Consider the following 18066-nt stretch of genomic DNA (forward strand, 5'->3'; position numbering starts at 1 on the left):
TCTTCACCAAAGTAGAAGAAGCCTGTCTCTGCGTTAGGATCATCATAGATTGAACCAAATCACGCGCGCTAGCGCGTGAAGCCTTTCTTGTTTTATATCTTAATCCTGTCATTGATTTGGCGGGATTTTTCTTTTATGATTAACTCTGTTTCTGTAAACATGGAAAAACCCTACGGATGACTGCTTAGTTTGGCGACCGGGCTCTCATACCGTAGGGGTTCTTTATGAACCATCAAGGTTCAACTAGAAACGGTATGAGTGTAATCGATTTTCAACTTCTTTTCAAGTACATAAGAGCTCCACCTTTATAAAACCCTGTAAACATGTTAACCGGAATATACATTTTATGGAGGTTTTATTATGAATTCAGCCAATCAGGCATTACTTACCAAACACAAAGATATTCTCTCTTTTCGGGATCTTGCTCTTGGCACTGTTGCCACTTATGTATCTTATCTGACAGTTTTTCTGGAATGGTTCGAACAAAATCTTCCCGGCCATGATGTAAAGGATGTAACCTGGGAACAGATCAGATCCTATGTCAGCTTTCTTAAAGAAGTCAGGAAGCTGAACAGCCGCACTGTAAATGTGCATATTTCACAGCTCAGGGATTTCTTTCACTATGTCCTGCACAGGGACTGGGACCGATATGAAGTTCCTTTTCTCCACTTCGATGAAAAACTTCCGGTCGTACCTACACGTCAGGAAATCATCACCACGATTGATTCCTTTGATAATCTCAAGCACAAAGCCCAGATTGCCCTTCTCTATTCCTCAGGAATAAGAGTCAGCGAGCTGTGCCGCCTGAAATGCGGAGACATTATCCACTCTCGGAACTGTATTTACATTGCCAGAACCAAGAACCGCTCCGACAGATACGCCATCCTGTCTGAAAAATGCTACAAGGATCTTGTGGCATACATCCGTGCATGTTACCCAAAGGCCCGGAAAGATGACTGGCTGTTTCCGGGGCAAAAGGATGGCTCGCATATCAGCACTCAGACTGTATATAACCTCTTCATACAGCAGCTGAACCTTATAGGACTTGGTGACAAAGGTTTTACTCTGCACAGCCTTCGACATGCATTTGGACTTCATCTGTATGAGTCCGGAGCAGACATCATGTCTATCAAGGAGTCAATGGGGCACAAGTCCCTGTCATCAACAGCAGTATACCTTACGCTTGGTATCGGAAACGGAAGGAGTGTAAAGAGCCCTTATGACTTCGACTGATCCATATCCAATACGTGGCATTTTTCAGAAATTCTTCCCGGCATATCTTGAAGAGCATCCGGATCTGCCCATGTACAAGTACAAGACTGCTCAATGCATAATGAAATGCAAGACAGGCGAACTTGGCTATAATGCAAGTGTCTGTGATGAGTGCGGTAATGTCGTCATTCACGCTGTGTCATGCAACAACCGCTCATGCCCGTGCTGTCAGGCTCCTCTCGAAAAGAAGTGGGAGGCCTCTCGCAACACTGAGCTTATTGACGGGACAGCCTACTTTCATGTGGTATTTACAATCCCACACGAGCTGAACCGGCTTTATATGCTGAACATGAAAGAAATGACAAACCTGTTTTTCAGGACTGTTCACGAAACACTCATCGAACTATGCGCCGACAGGAAATTCATGGGCGCAAAGCCAGGTATTGTCAGCGTGCTCCATACATGGGGACAAAAGCTTAATTTCCACCCTCACCTGCATATCTGTGTCTCCGGTGGCGGAATAACTCCTGATGGGAAGTTTGTTGAAACCGGTCATAAAGGGTTCTTTATCCCACAGCAGGTTCTTTCTGCATCTTTTAAGGGAAGGTTCATGCGTGAGCTAAAACTGCTATACGAAACAGGACAGATGAAACTTCCCCATGAAAGCCATCTTGGTGAGCCTGACAGGTGGAAGGTGTTTGTTGATTCCCTCTATGCTAAGCGGTGGATGCCGTTTGTTAAAGAAACTTTCAACGGAAAAGGCAATGCCATAAGATATCTTGCGCGCTACTCCTACAGGACTGCTATTGCTAACAGCCGCATCATATCTATTTCAGAGAAGGATGTCACCTTTTCATACAAAGATTATGCAGATGGAAACAGACAGAAAACCATGACCGTCAGCGGTATGGAGTTCATTGAGCTGTTTTTGCAGCACATACTTCCTCCACGGCTTAACCGCATGAGAATGGCAGGATATCTCTGCAACTGCAAGAAGTCCTATAACCTGTGGCTTATCCATAGACTACGTCATAGTGCATACAATGGAAATCCATACAAAAACATGAAGATGCGTGAACTGATGATAAGCCTGTTTGATCGTGACATCTGCAAATGCCCTGCGTGCTCATCCATGATGCGTATTCTCCCAAGGGGAATGCCTAAAAGCACACTGCCATCACCGTCATACAGAATCTCTAATTTGGTGATGAGCTGAATGTCCTTGTAATAAAGGCCGCCTGAGACAGGACGGTCTGCTTGTCATGAGATAAAACACCTGTCTGACTTGGATTTTTCTATTATCAAGGTGCAAAAATCTATTATTTCAAGCATGTCGCGGAGAATAAAAACTGCATATACAGTCCGCGCGCGTGACTTGCTTCAAAGGAAAAGTACTAAATTTGGGGCTTACAGTTTACTGGTAAGCTCTAAATTTTGAGCCCCAAACTTAGAACTTTTCTAATTTATTCGAGCGCCACAATGCTTACAAAATGTTGTGTTTTCAGGAATCTCATTTCCGCATTTTGGACATTTCATCCTATCACCCCTTTTTAAGTTCAACTCTAAATGTATTTGATTTATAACCTATAAAAAAAGAATCCCCTGATTTCAAAAGATATGGCATATTCACATTAAGCTTTTCGCCATTAGAAAGGAATGTACCATATGTTGACTGAAGATCTGTCAATACGAAACAGCCTCTATCTTTATCAAAAGAAATCGAGCAATGTTTCCTACTCACCCCTTCAGTTTTATCATCAAATATCACCTTGCAACATGAAGAATCTCTACCTATAAAAATTGGAGTATCATGTACCGCAAAAAGCACATTATCATGCTGAGGAGTAATTGCATACAGAACTGGTATATTATTAGCAAGGTATTCTGCATTAGGGGCCGATGTTGATGGAATTGGTTCATCTGCAATAATTGAGGGTTCCGAAGAATACTTTGAGGACTTGATTCTTCTATAGTATATATACACTCCTATAGGTACAATAAGAGCAAACGCTAGCCCTAAACCATATATGCTGAACTCGTTCCTAATACGCCCCGCTGGTTCAGCATCAACTAAAATTCCCGCACAAAAACAGATGAAACTTATATCCCCATTAGTATTTTCAAAACCAAGATTTCCATCCGAATCAAAATCCACTACATAATCCTGTGCAATATATAGTTCTGATCCCATTTGTGCTTCCAGTATATTAACAGCTTCAACAAACAGATTCACCAATAACTGTGTTTTATCAGAATCTAAGTCCTCCAATCCCTGATCAATCTTATGAAGCGTACTTCCTTCATATCTTTCATTTATTAGCTCAATTACTTCTTTTGTAACAGCAACATTATTACAGTTGCGAATTCGGATACCAACACGATACGATCCTGCCGAAACCTTCTCAATAGCAGTGACCTTTATACTCAATCTATATGTCAGGGCATGATATATATCATTAACATCATCACCATTGATATTTTTCTGTAGAAACGATCCAATAATTCCCTCTCCAACCATTTGAGATATAAAGCTATCAACTACATCGTTCATAGTTTCATCATCTAATCCATCAACAATTTTATCTAGAATTGCTTCTGTACCGATCTTGACTACTGCTCGTTCTACAAAGCCTTTTCCAACAAAAAACAAGATGCAGAGATATAATACTATTGCAACTACTCTAATTGGTTTCTTCTTACTTTCGTTCATAGATTATTAAAATCCTATCTTATCATCACTGCTAATAGCGTCAGATTATCATTGTCTATTGTAATTCTGTCCATCATTCGAAGAAGAAGCAATTCTACCCACTGCTTGGAGTTTTCAGCTTTATACATGTCTATAGCTATCTCGCCATCACGAAGATATTCCCATGCACCATCACTGCATAGCAGAAAACCATCACCTGCTTCAATAGGCTTTTTACATGCAAAAATTTCGGGTTCAAAGCGTTCTTTTCCACCAAGAGCCCTCAATAAAGAAGACTGATCTTCATCATAAGGCAATTCATCACGAGTTATTTCCCCTGCCTTGTACTTTTTATATGCCACTGAATGATCCTCAGTAACTATGTTTATCCACCCATCATGAATATAATAAAGCCTGGAATCGCCTGAATGTGCCCACACTGCCATATTTCCATCTATTGCAAGCGTTACAACTGTACTTTTGATAACAGTGTTTTTCTCAGCCTGAATTGAAAGAATATTATTATTTGCTTCAGTTATTCTTGATTGCAGCCACTCTGAACGGTTACAAGCTTCACACTTCCACCCTCTCAGAATTGTGTCTTTTACACACTCCGAAGCCAACTCGCCATATGAATGTCCGCCAAGTCCATCAGCCACAACGAAGATGCCGCTGTCTCTGTCTACAGAGAATCCAACAGCATCTTCATTGTAATCACGTCCACCTTTGTTACTAAAACCATAAACATCAAATGTCATTTTTTATCCCAGTTCCACTCGGAATGAATTTGCTTTATCGCCTACGTAGAATCCATCACCCGCCTTAAGATGATATGGTACATTGGGGGTTAATTTCTGCCCGTCATTAAGATATGTTCCATAAGTTGACCTTAAGTCGGTAAGAATAAAATCTCCACTAGCATCGTCAAAAGAAACAGAACAATGTCTTCCGCTTACTCCCTCCGTACCTTCTCTGAATACAACCTTACAATTCGCTGGGTCGCGTCCTATCATTACCTGAGAGTTGCTGTGTACAGCTACAGCCATTCCATTATGCTGCGTAGACAACGACCGAAGCATTGCTCTCTTTTCTGGTATTGAACTTTGTATAGGGCTGTCAGCGACTTTAGCAACAGATTTCTTATCTGATTCAGAAGTTTTTTTCTTTTTTGAAAGAATAAAGGCACCGACTGCAATTGCTAAAATTACACCAATTACTATAAAAATGAACGCATTATTACTTTGCTGTTCTACATTTTGTCTTTCATCAGGTTCTGTAGTAGACGCTTCCTCAGATCCACTTGCCTCTTCTGATGCTTTTTGTTCATTTTCCTCGTTCACCGCCTCATCTCTTGAAACCAGTTGATAATTTATGCTCCATTTATCCAGAGCTCTGGCAAGTTCACTAGCGTTCAATGCATAATAATCTGCCTCGATTTGTTCTTCATTTGGGCTAGTTGAAAATACATTTGTATTAACTCCAATTACATAACCTTCTTCAGTTACAAGCGGTCCTCCACTGTTCCCATGCTGTATTACAGCATCGACTGCAATTCGTTCCACTCCAACTCCTGCACTTGCAACGAATTTGTTTATACTACCTTTATGTACGGTTACATCGTTAACTCCATACTTACTTGCCGAAGTGAATTCATTGTCAGCATTTCCTGGGAAACCTACAGTGTATATAGTCTCGCCTACCATGTCATTGTCTGGAATCATTATTGGAAGTGCATGTCTTTTATCTGTAGCTTTATTTAGCTTCAAAACCGCCAAATCAACCTTATCAACATCACCATATGAATCTACATAAGCTACATCGTAATCATCTTGTGAGTAATATACCCTTAATTCATAGTCATAACATGCCACGCAGACTATATATCTTTCTCCATAGGTGTCTGGTTCATAATAGTACAATGGAATACGACAAACATTACCACCTTCACCACCGCCTATATAATCCTCTACAACGTGACAATTAGTTACAATAAACTGCGGATTCACATCAGCCTCACCTACAAAGAATCCACTTCCACTACTAAACGTTCCAGAATAAGAATCCAATGTATTAACTACTGCTTTATTCTTTGATGCTGTATCAACAACAACTAAAGCACCATCATTTATATAGAATACAACTGGGACAACGCCACTGCTGACTTCCTGATTGTATGCAAATGCTTTTTTAGGTACAATCAAAACTCCCATAAGCAAAGCAATTATGCACAATAATGCTCCAAACGTTCTCTTCTTATTCATAGAGTCCACTTATCCTTTCATTCATTTTATTTTCACAACTATCGCAGTATAGTTATCCTGATTAGGAACGTCATAATTCACAAGATACTGTTCCAACTGTTTACATATAATCTCTTCCGATGGCATATTCATAATCTTTTTTATGTCGTTTTCAATTAAAACGCCGCCTACTCCGTCTGAGCAGGCTAGTAATATATCATCCTTCCGTAGTGGTAATGATCTTGTTGAGTAATCAATATCATCCAAATTAGTCATTCCTAGGAATCCAGTAAGTGCACTTGCCTCATTATGCTCTTGATAATCTAAAGGGTCAACGCTGCCACTTTGTATCTCTTTGAGATAGTTTTGATGATAAAGATTCATTTCACGATTAAGCTTGTACAGATTACCATCTCTACACAGCCAGAGGAAGCTATCTCCTACGCTTGCGTAAAACAATTCTTCCTTATAAATAATACCAACTACTACAGTACTACCACCGTTTCCCCCAATGATGGATTCAACATCATATGATGCTTTGAATATGGCATCCTTCAACTGGGTAGCAAGATCCTTTTTACGATCCATAATACGAAAGGATTCTTTCAGACTTGTAATAGCGGTCTGACTTGCCAATGCCCCATCTGCCATTCCACCCATGCCATCGCACACAGCAAAAAACAATCCTTGCTCAAAAATCTTATCCTTATCGACAGCATTTACAATTGCAAAAGAATCCTCCTGCCCTTTTCTTCTTCCAATCCCTTGAACATTTGCCACCCCATAACTCAAATGGCTCATTTTTATCCCTTTCTCAGGCCATCCTGCCAGGTGAACTGTTCACTACAAAATGGTATAAAGACAAATTTGCTTTCTCCAAGCTCAATCAAATCATAAGCATGTAACTGAGTAGGAACATAAACAGGTTCGTCATTTACATAAATCCCATTAACATTATCTGCTGGGATCAGATGAAATACATTGTGCTTAATATCATAGGCAAGTTTCGCATGATTCTCCCTTGAAATGGTTGAATCTCCTTTTATACAAATATCCATCTTTTCACTTCTTCCTATGGTATTATTTTTCCCAAAAACACGATAATCCTTTCCTTTATCAGTTCCCTCAATACAAATAATCCATCCTACCACAGGATCAGTATTCATGCTTTTTTGCATTACAGCCACCGTCTTTCCCGTATCTTCATTTGCAGCCTTTGGAGTTCCATATCCTGCAGGTGCTACTGTTGCCCCAATTTCAGGTGTAATAGGTACTCCACCAGGTGTACCTATCCCTACAGTTCTGCCCACCCCAGAAGTTGGCTCGCTAAATTCAACACGATTTATTCCTCCCTGACAGTAAGGACATGTTGCATATTGGTCAGTGTCATAAAGATGTCCGTTAGAGCATTCTGCTAGTGCCATGGTTCTTCCCTCCATATCTGTAAGCTATAAGTATAATCAACATAATATAAGCAATATTTTCAATAAATCCCCATACTTTATAATGGTTCAGGTTAACAATCTGATAAAGCAACGAGGCTATTCCCAATATATATAAATATAGAGTATTTATACTTTTACCAAATATTACTATTGCCATCAGAACTACACTAGCGGCATTCAACAAGAGTAAAACGTTGTCGATTCTGTCAGTGGAGATTTTCAGCCATAGGATCAATTCTAATAATCGAGCCGCAAGCCCTATTAAAAGTAGTATATTATTGTTCTTAATAATTCCTGCAACCAAGACTGCATTAGCAACCAGAATCGTTAACAGCAAAGCTTTATTATACGAATCAAAATCACTTAAATAAGGCACATTACTATATGCGTCTATGATAAAATCAATAGCAAAAAGAATTATGGCAGCTATTTTAAACAGTTTGAAATTCTTTTCTACAGCTGAATTCAGAACTGCTATTTTTCCATTGATTATCGAACCCAATGACGATTTATCAACCGGCAGCCCAGAAGAACAAGCATCTGGAGAAATCGTTTTTTCCTGAGGCCTCGAATCTGACTGTGATGAACTCTGTTCGGCAGGGGAAGTAAAATATCTCTGAACAACAGGCTGCTCATTACCATCCTTCACCTGTCCTATTGCATTTCTAAATGCCTGCATATTCTGAAATCTGTCTGACGGCTGCACAGATAAAGCCTTCATTATAGCGTTCTCTGCTTCCTTTGTAATAGCCACTCCAAAACTGCTTGGAGGAACAAGTTTATCAACATCCATTCGTTCAACAGAATCCTGTGGTCGCGTTCCTGTGAGAGCAAAGTAAAAGGTAGCTCCCAACGAATAAACATCAGTAAAAGGTCCTTGTCTCCCATGACGAACATATTGCTCTTTGGGAGCGAAACCATGCTTTAATACAACATCAAGGCTCTGGCTCTTATCTCCGAGGCTGTATCTAGCCGCGCCAAAATCAAGAATCTTTACATTTCCGCTATTAGTTATGTAAATATTATCTGGGGTAATGTCTCGATGGATTATTCCTCTGCTGTGAACAAGACTTAAGGCATCCATTACTGGAATCAGAATTCTAGCAGTGTCTTCATAAGAAAGTTTTCCGCCTCTATTCCTAATATAGGCATCAAAGCTAACACCTTCTACATAATCCATTACAAAATACGCAGTTCCATTTTCTTCAAAGTAACAGTATATCCTAACAATGTTTTCGTTTCCTATAAACTGCGCAAGTGTATTTGCTTCTTCAATGAAACACTGTTTTCCATAAGAAAAGAATTCCCCGCTTTCACCAGTGTGGGGAACAACAGATGTATTATTCCTGGTAGCCATACTATCAGGGAAGTATTCTTTGACTGCAACAAGCCCACCTGTCTTATGGTCTTTTGCACAATAAGTAATTCCAAAACCGCCCTCTCCCAATACTCTTTCAATCACATACTGTCCTGCCAGAACAGAGCCGACAGGTAAAGCCAGTGGAAAACCGTTATCCATTGTCATAACCCTTTCATGGTCCAGTACCTAACTATATAGTGAGTCGCTATTTAGTGAATTACTATACAATTAATTATTATATAGAATAATTGTCAAAAAACAAGTAGGGCACATGGAGAATTACGGACATATAGAGCTGAATATAGAGGCACTTATCAAAGAAAAGGGTATATCAAAGAACAGAATATGTAAGGACTTAGATATCCCTAGAACCAACTTCAATAGATACTGTAGAAACGACTTCCAAAGGCTTGATTGCGGTATTATATGTAAGCTTTGTAAGTATCTACAAGTTGATATTTCCGATCTAATTCAATATATTGAGTAGTCGCAAAACGCTACTGTATACTTCATTCTGAAATTTTTATAAATTCAATAATTGATAGAACTTTGTAGAACGGAAATGGTTGTAAAGGATTCCCAAATTTCATCGCAGCGCACTCAATTCTCCCGTTCATGCGCTGCGCCTATGGGGAGAGGTCCAGGGGATGGGCCAGGCTCGGCTCCCCTGGTGCAAAGGCAGCCAGCGACCAAAAGGTTTCTGTGATATATTCCCATCCGTGGCTGCTCTCAGCTTCTATATTCAGTTATCGTCTGCGGTAGGCCCTACTTGTGATGCTTTGAAAAAAAAAGCTACTTTCATAAACATCTGCTCGGTGTCCGAGTCTCCCTCGTTCTTAGCTTTCTTTGTGGTGTGCTTCCATATAGGGAACTTTGAAACCGCCTTTTCTCCATGCTTTATGATGTAGCCTCTTCTCTTCCATTCCCCGAAAGTGTGTATCTGCTCAGGCTCTGCCACATAGCTCTTTTTCCCATCATCGTTCACAATAGGAACCATGCGACCCGTGTTTACAAGTATGCCATCATCTCGCAGTTTCACTCTGTGTGCCCATATTATCTGTTCGTTTGTCATGTCCTTTGTTCTCCTTTCCGTGGAAAGAGCCTTTTGGCTCTTTCCACTTTAAAATATCTATATGTCAGGCTGTCAGCAGATAAGCTCTATCAACAAGCTTTTCAAGGGGATCTACTGTGGTTGCGTTTATTTCTTTTACCATGTTTTCAAACATTTCCATTTCTGTATTGTCCATCTTTGGGACTAAAATGCATTCATGGATGCTGCTTGGAAGAAGTACAAATTCATGAACACCTATTCTGTCGGCAAGTTCTCCTATTCCTTTCTTATCAAGCATTGCGCTTGCTCCTTTCATGTTGCCCTTGTTGGAAATAACATACATTGGAGCAACTCCGCAGTCCTCTGAAATCTCTTCTCCCATAATTCCGCCGATAATATCCATAAGGGGCTTTGCTGTGAACTCCTTGTGGTTGTTTTCCTCTGCCACCTTGAAAAGTTCGCTCTGTGTAAGTCCTGCAATCTCAAGCAGGTGGGGCTTAAGCTTAACAGTAAAGCCCTGCTTGTTCATCTCGTCTGTAATATAGAGGTATTCCTCTATCCCCTCAAATGGACTCTGCCTCTTAACAAGCTCTTCCGTGCCCTCTTTCTGCACTCCGATATGGACATGGGATGTGATGTAGTCAGGGTCTGTAAAGCGGTCAAGGTCAAAATCAAGCCTCTGCTCAAACATGGGGATTAAACTGTCCACAACCTCTGAAACTGTCAAATCCTTCTCATAAGCTCCCTTTATGATGTCCTCGGGGTAGATGGTCGGAACAACCTTGTCTTCTTTGTCTGCCTTAACGGAAAGCCCCAAAACCTCAACTCCGTTCTTAATGCATGTCTGCTCTGCTACGATATAGCCTCTGTTTTCAAGTTCTCTCTTAAGCATATCTGTTGTCATGTTCATGTCTTTTTCCTCCTAGGATTGAAATGTGATTTTTGGTTTTTGTTTTGAGCCTTGGCTCCTTAAATGTGCTTTCTAGATCCTGAGCTTTTCTGGAGGGGAGCGTCCCTTTATTCGTGCCAGATTTTCCATGTGATTTTCCTTTCCTTTCAGTGTTTTTAAATGTGCCTTCTGAGTCCATCGCCTATCTATCGGGTTTGCGTGCATCAACAGGAGCCCAGATGGGACCAGATGCAAGGGACAAGAGAAGCGATACGCCGTAGGGCAGCCCTTGCAGAGGGGACCAGAAGGGCTACGATGCACTCTCGCAAACCGATAGGCGGTGGGCTTAGAATGCGCATTTATACAGAAAGGGATGGAAAACACTTTGGAAAATGGGCACGAAAAAAGAAGGGGTTCCTCTGGGGAACCCGTTTGAGATGGGGACTAATATAATTCCTTGTATGCCGCGCCTTAAGCCTTCCTTGGTGGAAGGCAGCGGTGTATTGGTCTGGGAGCTCGGGCAGACCTGCGAAGCTGCTGGGAATGGTATACTACTGTTCTAGAAGCCCCCAAAAACCTGAAATTTAAATTTAATAATTGTTAGATCAAACATGAAGCTATTGATAAATTGCACAAAAAATGTTATAATATTTTAGTAAAAGAGCACAGTGTATAGAAGTTTTACGAGCAGAAAATTTGCTGTATAAGACTATATATTTGCTGGGTTAACCATTGATCGGCTCTTATCTTAAGCAATTAAGATAAGGGTCTTTTTTTGTGCAAAAAAGGAGGGATACATGTGTGAATATTGCAGCGACCTGAACGCTATTTCATTGAAAAATCCAATAGTGGATTTCGAGCTGAATATGGGGGACTTGGGACGCTCCTACATGGGGATTTACATCAGACATAAGATGTCTGATAAAGGATATAAAGTATCATGTCTGGACCTGTGCATGACCAGTCATAACATTGGCGCAGATACAATCAGAAGGCTTAAAAGAATCTACTACTGCCCCATTTGTGGTAGGTATCTTAAGGAGGAAGATAAAAATGACTAAACAGAATAAGCGAGAACTACAAAGACAAATTGAAAATCTGCAACGAGAAATGAATAAGGATAAAGTAGCTGCCTTAACAACAGCACTGAGCGAAAGTAGCACTCTTATAAGCGCCATCTGTGTTCATAACCTGAGCAAGGATGACTGTGCTTATCTTGGGCGAAGACTCGGCGCAGATTTCAGTGAGATATACGACAAGTATGACCAGGAAATCAGCGCAAGAAAGCTCCAACGCCAACGCAAAAATGACGCTCGTTCGGAGCGTCTTGCCCGCCAAAAAGCAGCTTCGTCAATTGATAATCCGGCATCAGTTAATGCCGAGTGTCAGGATGATGAAATGCGTACGTACTGATAGGTATGTGGTGGGCAACAAGGCCAGGTCGCAGGAGCGCCCAGCTCCCGCAAGTAGGTGGTTGAAATCATTATTTGGTAACAAAAAATGAATACAAGCACACTACTTGCCTGATTGAAGCCGCCATATATATCACTTTTACGAATGGAGGAAAAAATTAAATGAAACAGCAGTGCGAAAAGATATCGACGACGATTCGCTTAGATGCTGAAACATCTGAGCAGATAAGACAAATCGTAGCAATAACAGGGGGCGGCTCCAATCAATCTGATGTGCTGAGGCATCTTATACACTCTGCATTAGGAAAAACATCTGCGCTTACAATTAGGGAGGAAAAGGATCTTCCTGCTAATACCAAGAAGCTGCTCTTCGATACCGCAAATGAACTCGCAAAAATAGATTCCTCTCTTGCCCGAATCGGCAATAACGTAAATGTCAGAAGGAAAAAGTATAACTCTGAACGAAAGGACCTTATAGATAGAATAGAATCCTTACATAAGCTTATAAAGTATGACGATTCTTATTCACGCATCAAGCATGAAGAACAGCTTTCAGAACTAGAAAAGGAGCTTGAAAAAATAGATTCTAAAGACACTACATTTGTATCTGACAAGGAATGGGAAAAGTTCAGTGAGCTTTTGGAAGCTTTCAAGAAAATAGGTGAATCAATTGGAGGCTGTTTACCATGGTAACGTTAATCAGCAGGTCAAAGAATTCGGCTGCATTATTATCATATCTCTTGTCAGATACAGGTCATAACGGGGCAAAGCAACGAAATATTTATACCACTACTATAGGCATGTATGGCAACAAGAAAAATCTTATCCGTCAATTAAAAAAAGAATATACCCACGTAGATAAGAACCGGCATCAGGTAGAGGCAGTCCACATGATTATATCCCCAAGCGACTTAGAGATTCCCTACAGCCCGACAAACGCACAGAAATTTGGTGATATGGTTAAAGACTTTGTTCGTACATTTTATCCTAACAGAAAGTGCCTCATATGCGTTCAACAAGATGGCGTCGGATTCACTGATGACTCTACAGGAAAGAAGAAAAAAATCCTTCACGCGCACGTAGCACTTTCGGATGCAGACATTTACGAATACAAGGGTGTGGAATCGAACAAGACAGGTTTCAGATATCTGTCGAAGACCTTCGATGATTTTGTTTCTTCTAAATATAAAATCAAAATAGATGCAGGACGTAATATGCCTAAGAGACGTTACCTGAAAGGTAAGCTCATAACTGAAAACGAGAAAGATTCTGAGGGGAAATTCTACTCCTACCAGGATGACATTAAGGACAGAATCAACAAATGCATACAAGCGTCAATTTCTCTAGATGACTTTTATGATAATCTACAGAAGTTTGGTCTTTCCGTAGAGCATAAAAAGAAGAAAAACGGTAAAGTATTTCAGACATACTATCTCCATACTCTTGAGAACATCTCATCAGAATCCTTGGATAAGGATGGCAACATCAAGTCCATTGGTTCAAAAGGCCAACTGCCTGGGATGCGCAACTATAGACAGAAGGGATTTGCTATCATTGATATCAAATCTCAGATTAAAACTCACTCTAAAGTTGCTGCAACTAGTGATCCGTCTGTTGAGAAGTACCATGACACTGAAGTCACAGCCAGAAGTGAGTTTTACGCCTTCTGTCGTGAACATGGTATCGACTATGGTCAAGGTGACTGCTTTGACAAGGAAAAGTATGATGAGGCACAGGAACTCTACAGAAAATATAAGAATAAAGATTCTGAGGAAAAATCTGTTGCCAAGCCTACACAGATAGCATTAAAAGTGCCTTCCAATGATATTGCTCCTAAACATATTATCCCCACCCTCCTTGTAGGCGGTGATGAGAAGGAATATCAGAAAGAGCTCACCCACACAAGATACCATAGAGCGAAGGAGGTGCTAGAGATCGACTATTCTTCAAGCAAACATAAAGAGCTATCGCTATGAAAGGAGGAACTATGAGTGATGCAAATACCAAAAGGGGATACGGTCCCAACGACAACTTCTCTGGCGGAAGTTCCTGGATGGAGTTTCTGTTGAGCCAGGCAACGCTAGAGCGAAACAGGCAAATAGCTGAAATAAAGACGAAGATTGCAAAGGAACCGTTAGAGATTATCAGCAAGAACTATAAGGAGGTAAATAGTTTATGAGTTTTTACGACTATGATTATTATGAACCAGAATTTGAAACCAAAACTGATATGAGTGAAGTTCTTGACTCATTATCTGAATTGAGGAAGCCACAATCCTCTCCCCCAAAAAATGAACAGACTTTTGAAAGAACTATTGATCCAGGAGAAAGCAACGAAAGTGATATCTATAATGATACAAGCACTGATGATACGATTGACGATATAGACACTCTCCTCTCGTCTAGAGAAGATGAGCATGAACCCATACTAAAAGAAGGTAAAGAGACCGAGTTGGACGCACCTTCTTTTCCGCCTGCAGAAAAAATGTCAGATGACATCCGTATGCAACTTGAAGCTCTTGAGAAGAAATTCGGTGTAAATTATATACCAAATCCAGGACCTATAGACATCGCTACAGTAGATAGTTTGAAGAAATCTCTCGTTTTATTCAACAAAGACTTCAACAGATTTATTCCCTTCATCAGTAAATGCACAACAGATAAGTACATGGACCGAGAGCTTTTCCTGTTCATTACAATATGTCTATTATATGAGCATCCCGAAAACTATATTTATCTGTTTAATCGTTTCTTCATGGAAACGGACCCGCTTTACAGACATGCTGATGTTATTGAGTGTGTAATAAATGAAGCAAACAAATATCTCAAGAAATAACAGTTAAATTCACAAAACATTCACTCGCTAATCTTCTAGAAGCATCCCTCCAAGAACCCATTTTGGTAAAAATGCCCAAAAATGGGCTTTTTTTGCGTATTAATATAATATATGTTTATTCTTTGTTGTTTCTGCGAATAGATTATTAAATCGATATAGTGTACACTGAATTCATTACAAAAGGAGGTAATTCACACGTAGGGATTAAGCTTATGGAATATGCTTCCCCTACAAATCTATCGTCAAAAGGCGACGTAAAACCACTCCCTGCAATATGATAAATCGGGCAGGTAGAGTTCATGCTATCAGTAACATGAACAGCAATGGGTATTTGACAGCGACCAAGTGCGGAAACAGCTTAATGCAGCCTCATATTTCTACATTAAGTCAGAAACTTCCCTTGAATAAATCCATGGGCTTACCACTTTAACGTCTGTCACAGATTTCAGAACCAATCAAACTTTTCGTCAACTAATAAAAAGATGACGTCAAATTTGCAACCATTCTGAACTCTGTGATGTAGCATACGTTTAGGTGGTTTTTTTATTGGTCCAAACGCAATATTTCTTAACGTCAAGGAGGTTGATTCCATGAAAAAAAACAAAATATATGAGCTTTTAATTTCAGAAAGAGAACGCATTATCTCACTCATCGATAGTCTGATGAAATGCGATGACGGCTATGTTCATGTGATTATTATTCTCGATGGAAATATCATCCCGGTAGGCATCTTTCACGATGATTACAACAATAAGAATTTTGATTACGATTATATTATTTGGTCAGATTATCAAATGAGCAACAGTGATACTTACTATGATCTTAAATCAAATGCAGAAAATGAGTATCGTGAGGCTGTTCACAGCATTTGTCGCGAATTGGATAGCATTAAGGTGGGACGTATATACTCTGCAGCAGGTATCAATGGCTGGTATAACAACATTACCCCGGACAGAATCATTTTCTCCATTTCAGAACATGGAGTGTTAATCCCTATCAAAGTCAGAACCCCCTTCGATGACTATCCTAATAATGTCAGGACTCCTTTTGACAAGTGTACCGACATGCTTAATGACGAGCGTATTTTCTGAGCGCTAATAGAAGGGAGAGACAACCTTATGAGTGAAGACCATTCTACAATCATTTGCGGTATGCGGATTCCATCTTTTGCACCAATTGATGGCAGAAATAAAGAGTCTGAAACAGTCCCTGGTGATGAAATTAAGGAGACAACAGATGTGCTCAATAATATCTCAGTTAACGAAAAGACTGTATTAAGCACAATTACTCACACGCCATGTAAAACAATCATGCCAGATGCTTACCCCGTAATTACGGAACGTAGCATGCGTTCAGCTCTTAAGTTTTGCATCAACACTGAAATGGGGGAAGCATACTTGGCACTCTTAGATAGAGCCAAAGCTGAAAGTTTCAAAAAAGTCGGTATTCCTGATGATTTGTTTATGCGGGTCGCACAGAATGAAACCATATTTGTTGATATAAGGACTTCAGAAAATATCCATATTAGCGATATCGAAACAAGTCTTTTGTCAGACATTTTTGGTATATTCTACGTCAATCTGAATGAACAAATATGTACATTAGATGCAGAGGACGCTAAAAGAGCTGTGGACAACTTCTGTCTCGACATTCATCTGCCAGATTTGATTCATTATATGGGATATTCCAAGAACACAAATCAGGAACAGATTGAAAGAATCCTTGAACTGTTGAAAAAGTTTCGTGATATCGTGGGCGTTATCAAAGAACCAGGTGTTAACAAAGATTACTTTGATGCCTACTGGCTTATTAATATTGATAGTATCAAATGGTCCAATAACACCATACAGATTAGGTCTCCATATATTTCGATGCTCATATGGAAGTTGCATGCGAAGCAGATTCTGCGTCAGAGAAGCTATGGTTCCAAAATGTGCCTTCCAAAAGTTATTTCCTTTCAGGACAATAGACTTGCATCGCAAAGGGATAAAAGAGCTATTGAGATTGTATCCTATGTTGTAGCTTTAGTTGAAAGCACTGGCCGTCATGGTACGCCACACTGCAAAGCATCTACGATACTTTGTAACTGTCCATGCTTGTTATTGAGCTTGGAAAAGGCTTCAAGCACCTCACATAAGAACAGAATTCTCAAGCGTTCTTTCACAAATGCATGGAAGTACTTAGAGAAATATACAAATCTTGCTTCCAAAGGAAAGGCAATTATCCCCTCTTCTGACGAATATCCTACCCTCAAGACGCTTGACAGAATATTTGAATTTAGAAGATTTAATGACAAAAGCTAAGCTGTCATAAAATGGCACTGAGGTGGCACAAAAAGATACTTAACTGTCATAATTTGCTGACAAGCTGTCACAGTCATTTTAGGGACCTGCTCATTTACGAGAGGATTCTGCAGCTTATAGTATTCTAATATATTAAATCATTAATATATTGGACCTGAGCGGTGGGTTTCCCGCCCTTAAGGCGGAAAACCCAACTTGCAACAATATGAATATTGCCTGTAGATAACCTTCCATACTCTCCGCTAAGCGGAGAGTATGGAAAAAAAGATAAAAAGACCTACAAAAAGGAAATGATATTATGAATAACACCTCCAACAAAACGAATAAAAGCAATACAAATTCAAATAATCATGATACAACTCCTTCTGCTACAAATACCTTTTATGCAGTTCCAGAAATAAACATAGCATTTGAAAGTCGTAAACCAGCTGCCAATTATTTAGCAAATGATTATCAAAATGACATTATCAACTTCAGCAACAGCGCAAAGAGAACAACGGGATTTTCAAAACTAGATAAAGAACAGCAGAACATATACCCAGGCCTCTATGTATTAGGAGCTGTAAGCAGCCTGGGTAAAACCACCTTCATACATCAGATTAGCGACAATCTTGCAAGTAACGGAGACCA

The 18066-nt window shown here is 40.0% G+C and carries 21 protein-coding genes; 12 read left to right on the plus strand and 9 right to left on the minus strand.

The genetic code is table 11. The features are described 5' to 3' along the window. Nucleotides 1-360 precede the first annotated feature (360 nt). A complete protein-coding gene (locus tag J6O61_RS01500; protein WP_292208693.1) occupies nt 361-1233 on the plus strand; it encodes a tyrosine-type recombinase/integrase in 873 nt (290 codons plus the stop codon). After that, the gene (locus J6O61_RS01505; protein WP_292208696.1) at nt 1220-2428 is read left to right on the plus strand and encodes an IS91 family transposase; all 1209 of its coding nucleotides are present in this window, start codon (nt 1220-1222) and stop codon (nt 2426-2428) included. The genes J6O61_RS01500 and J6O61_RS01505 overlap by 14 nt, the downstream gene beginning before the upstream one ends. 242 nt (nt 2429-2670) lie before the next feature. On the opposite strand, the gene J6O61_RS19670 is transcribed toward J6O61_RS01505, so the two are convergent. The 7 genes from J6O61_RS19670 to J6O61_RS01535 are packed head-to-tail and all read right to left on the minus strand — an operon-like array spanning nt 2671 to nt 9048. Beyond that, complete coding sequence (locus J6O61_RS19670; RefSeq protein WP_442861689.1) at nt 2671-2748, minus strand: zinc-ribbon domain-containing protein; 78 nt, start codon at nt 2746-2748, stop codon at nt 2671-2673. A gap of 4 nt (nt 2749-2752) precedes the next feature. Further along, nucleotides 2753-3922 carry an FHA domain-containing protein gene (locus J6O61_RS01510; RefSeq protein ID WP_292208698.1) on the minus strand — a complete coding sequence of 390 codons (1170 nt, stop codon included), beginning with the start codon at nt 3920-3922 and terminating at the stop codon, nt 2753-2755. A gap of 14 nt (nt 3923-3936) precedes the next feature. Continuing rightward, on the minus strand, nt 3937-4659 hold the full coding sequence (locus tag J6O61_RS01515; RefSeq protein WP_292208700.1) for a PP2C family protein-serine/threonine phosphatase: 723 nt from the start codon (nt 4657-4659) through the stop codon (nt 3937-3939). Nucleotides 4660-4662: 3 nt separating this feature from the next. Beyond that, a complete protein-coding gene (locus J6O61_RS01520; protein ID WP_292208703.1) occupies nt 4663-6162 on the minus strand; it encodes a trypsin-like peptidase domain-containing protein in 1500 nt (499 codons plus the stop codon). 21 nt (nt 6163-6183) lie between these two features. Next, nucleotides 6184-6942: a PP2C family protein-serine/threonine phosphatase gene (locus J6O61_RS01525; protein ID WP_292208706.1), complete on the minus strand. Its 759-nt coding sequence runs from the start codon at nt 6940-6942 to the stop codon at nt 6184-6186. Nucleotides 6943-6944: 2 nt separating this feature from the next. Continuing rightward, nucleotides 6945-7565: an FHA domain-containing protein gene (locus J6O61_RS01530; protein ID WP_292208707.1), complete on the minus strand. Its 621-nt coding sequence runs from the start codon at nt 7563-7565 to the stop codon at nt 6945-6947. Beyond that, entirely contained in the window at nt 7543-9048 is a 1506-nt protein-coding gene (locus J6O61_RS01535; RefSeq protein ID WP_292208710.1) for a serine/threonine protein kinase, read from the minus strand. Before J6O61_RS01535 ends, J6O61_RS01530 begins: the two co-directional genes overlap by 23 nt. 169 nt (nt 9049-9217) lie before the next feature. Here J6O61_RS01535 and J6O61_RS01540 point away from each other — a divergent pair, with 169 nt between their 5' ends. Further along, complete coding sequence (locus tag J6O61_RS01540) at nt 9218-9433, plus strand: helix-turn-helix domain-containing protein (RefSeq protein ID WP_292208713.1); 216 nt, start codon at nt 9218-9220, stop codon at nt 9431-9433. A 255-nt stretch (nt 9434-9688) separates the two neighbouring features. Here the strand turns inward: J6O61_RS01540 and J6O61_RS01545 are convergent, their stop codons facing one another. Both J6O61_RS01545 and J6O61_RS01550 read right to left on the minus strand, forming a co-directional pair. Then, complete coding sequence (locus J6O61_RS01545; RefSeq protein ID WP_292208716.1) at nt 9689-10018, minus strand: hypothetical protein; 330 nt, start codon at nt 10016-10018, stop codon at nt 9689-9691. Nucleotides 10019-10082: 64 nt separating this feature from the next. Further along, nucleotides 10083-10907, minus strand: coding sequence for a DUF5688 family protein (locus tag J6O61_RS01550; protein ID WP_292208718.1), 825 nt, complete (start codon nt 10905-10907; stop codon nt 10083-10085). 776 nt (nt 10908-11683) lie between these two features. Between J6O61_RS01550 and J6O61_RS01555 the strand changes: the two genes are divergently transcribed. From J6O61_RS01555 to J6O61_RS01595, 9 genes are all read left to right on the plus strand, one after another. Further along, nucleotides 11684-11947 (plus strand): hypothetical protein, encoded by a 264-nt coding sequence (locus tag J6O61_RS01555; protein WP_292208721.1) that lies wholly within the window; start codon nt 11684-11686, stop codon nt 11945-11947. Then, nucleotides 11940-12299 carry a hypothetical protein gene (locus J6O61_RS01560; RefSeq protein ID WP_292208724.1) on the plus strand — a complete coding sequence of 120 codons (360 nt, stop codon included), beginning with the start codon at nt 11940-11942 and terminating at the stop codon, nt 12297-12299. The genes J6O61_RS01555 and J6O61_RS01560 overlap by 8 nt, the downstream gene beginning before the upstream one ends. Nucleotides 12300-12460: 161 nt before the next feature. Continuing rightward, a complete protein-coding gene (locus J6O61_RS01565) occupies nt 12461-12991 on the plus strand; it encodes a hypothetical protein (RefSeq protein WP_292208727.1) in 531 nt (176 codons plus the stop codon). After that, nucleotides 12985-14274, plus strand: coding sequence for a relaxase/mobilization nuclease domain-containing protein (locus tag J6O61_RS01570; RefSeq protein ID WP_292208730.1), 1290 nt, complete (start codon nt 12985-12987; stop codon nt 14272-14274). The genes J6O61_RS01565 and J6O61_RS01570 overlap by 7 nt, the downstream gene beginning before the upstream one ends. 11 nt (nt 14275-14285) lie before the next feature. After that, a complete protein-coding gene (locus J6O61_RS01575; RefSeq protein WP_292208732.1) occupies nt 14286-14477 on the plus strand; it encodes a hypothetical protein in 192 nt (63 codons plus the stop codon). Next, complete coding sequence (locus tag J6O61_RS01580; protein WP_292208734.1) at nt 14474-15133, plus strand: hypothetical protein; 660 nt, start codon at nt 14474-14476, stop codon at nt 15131-15133. The genes J6O61_RS01575 and J6O61_RS01580 overlap by 4 nt, the downstream gene beginning before the upstream one ends. Before the next feature lie 590 nt (nt 15134-15723). Further along, entirely contained in the window at nt 15724-16224 is a 501-nt protein-coding gene (locus J6O61_RS01585; protein ID WP_292208736.1) for a hypothetical protein, read from the plus strand. Nucleotides 16225-16251: 27 nt separating this feature from the next. Then, entirely contained in the window at nt 16252-17436 is a 1185-nt protein-coding gene (locus tag J6O61_RS01590; protein WP_292208738.1) for a hypothetical protein, read from the plus strand. A gap of 298 nt (nt 17437-17734) precedes the next feature. Beyond that, the coding region (locus tag J6O61_RS01595; RefSeq protein WP_292208741.1) for a hypothetical protein at nt 17735-18066 on the plus strand (332 nt) is incomplete at its 3' end.

This window comes from Butyrivibrio sp. (genome assembly GCF_017635265.1).
Lineage (GTDB): Bacteria > Bacillota > Clostridia > Lachnospirales > Lachnospiraceae > Butyrivibrio.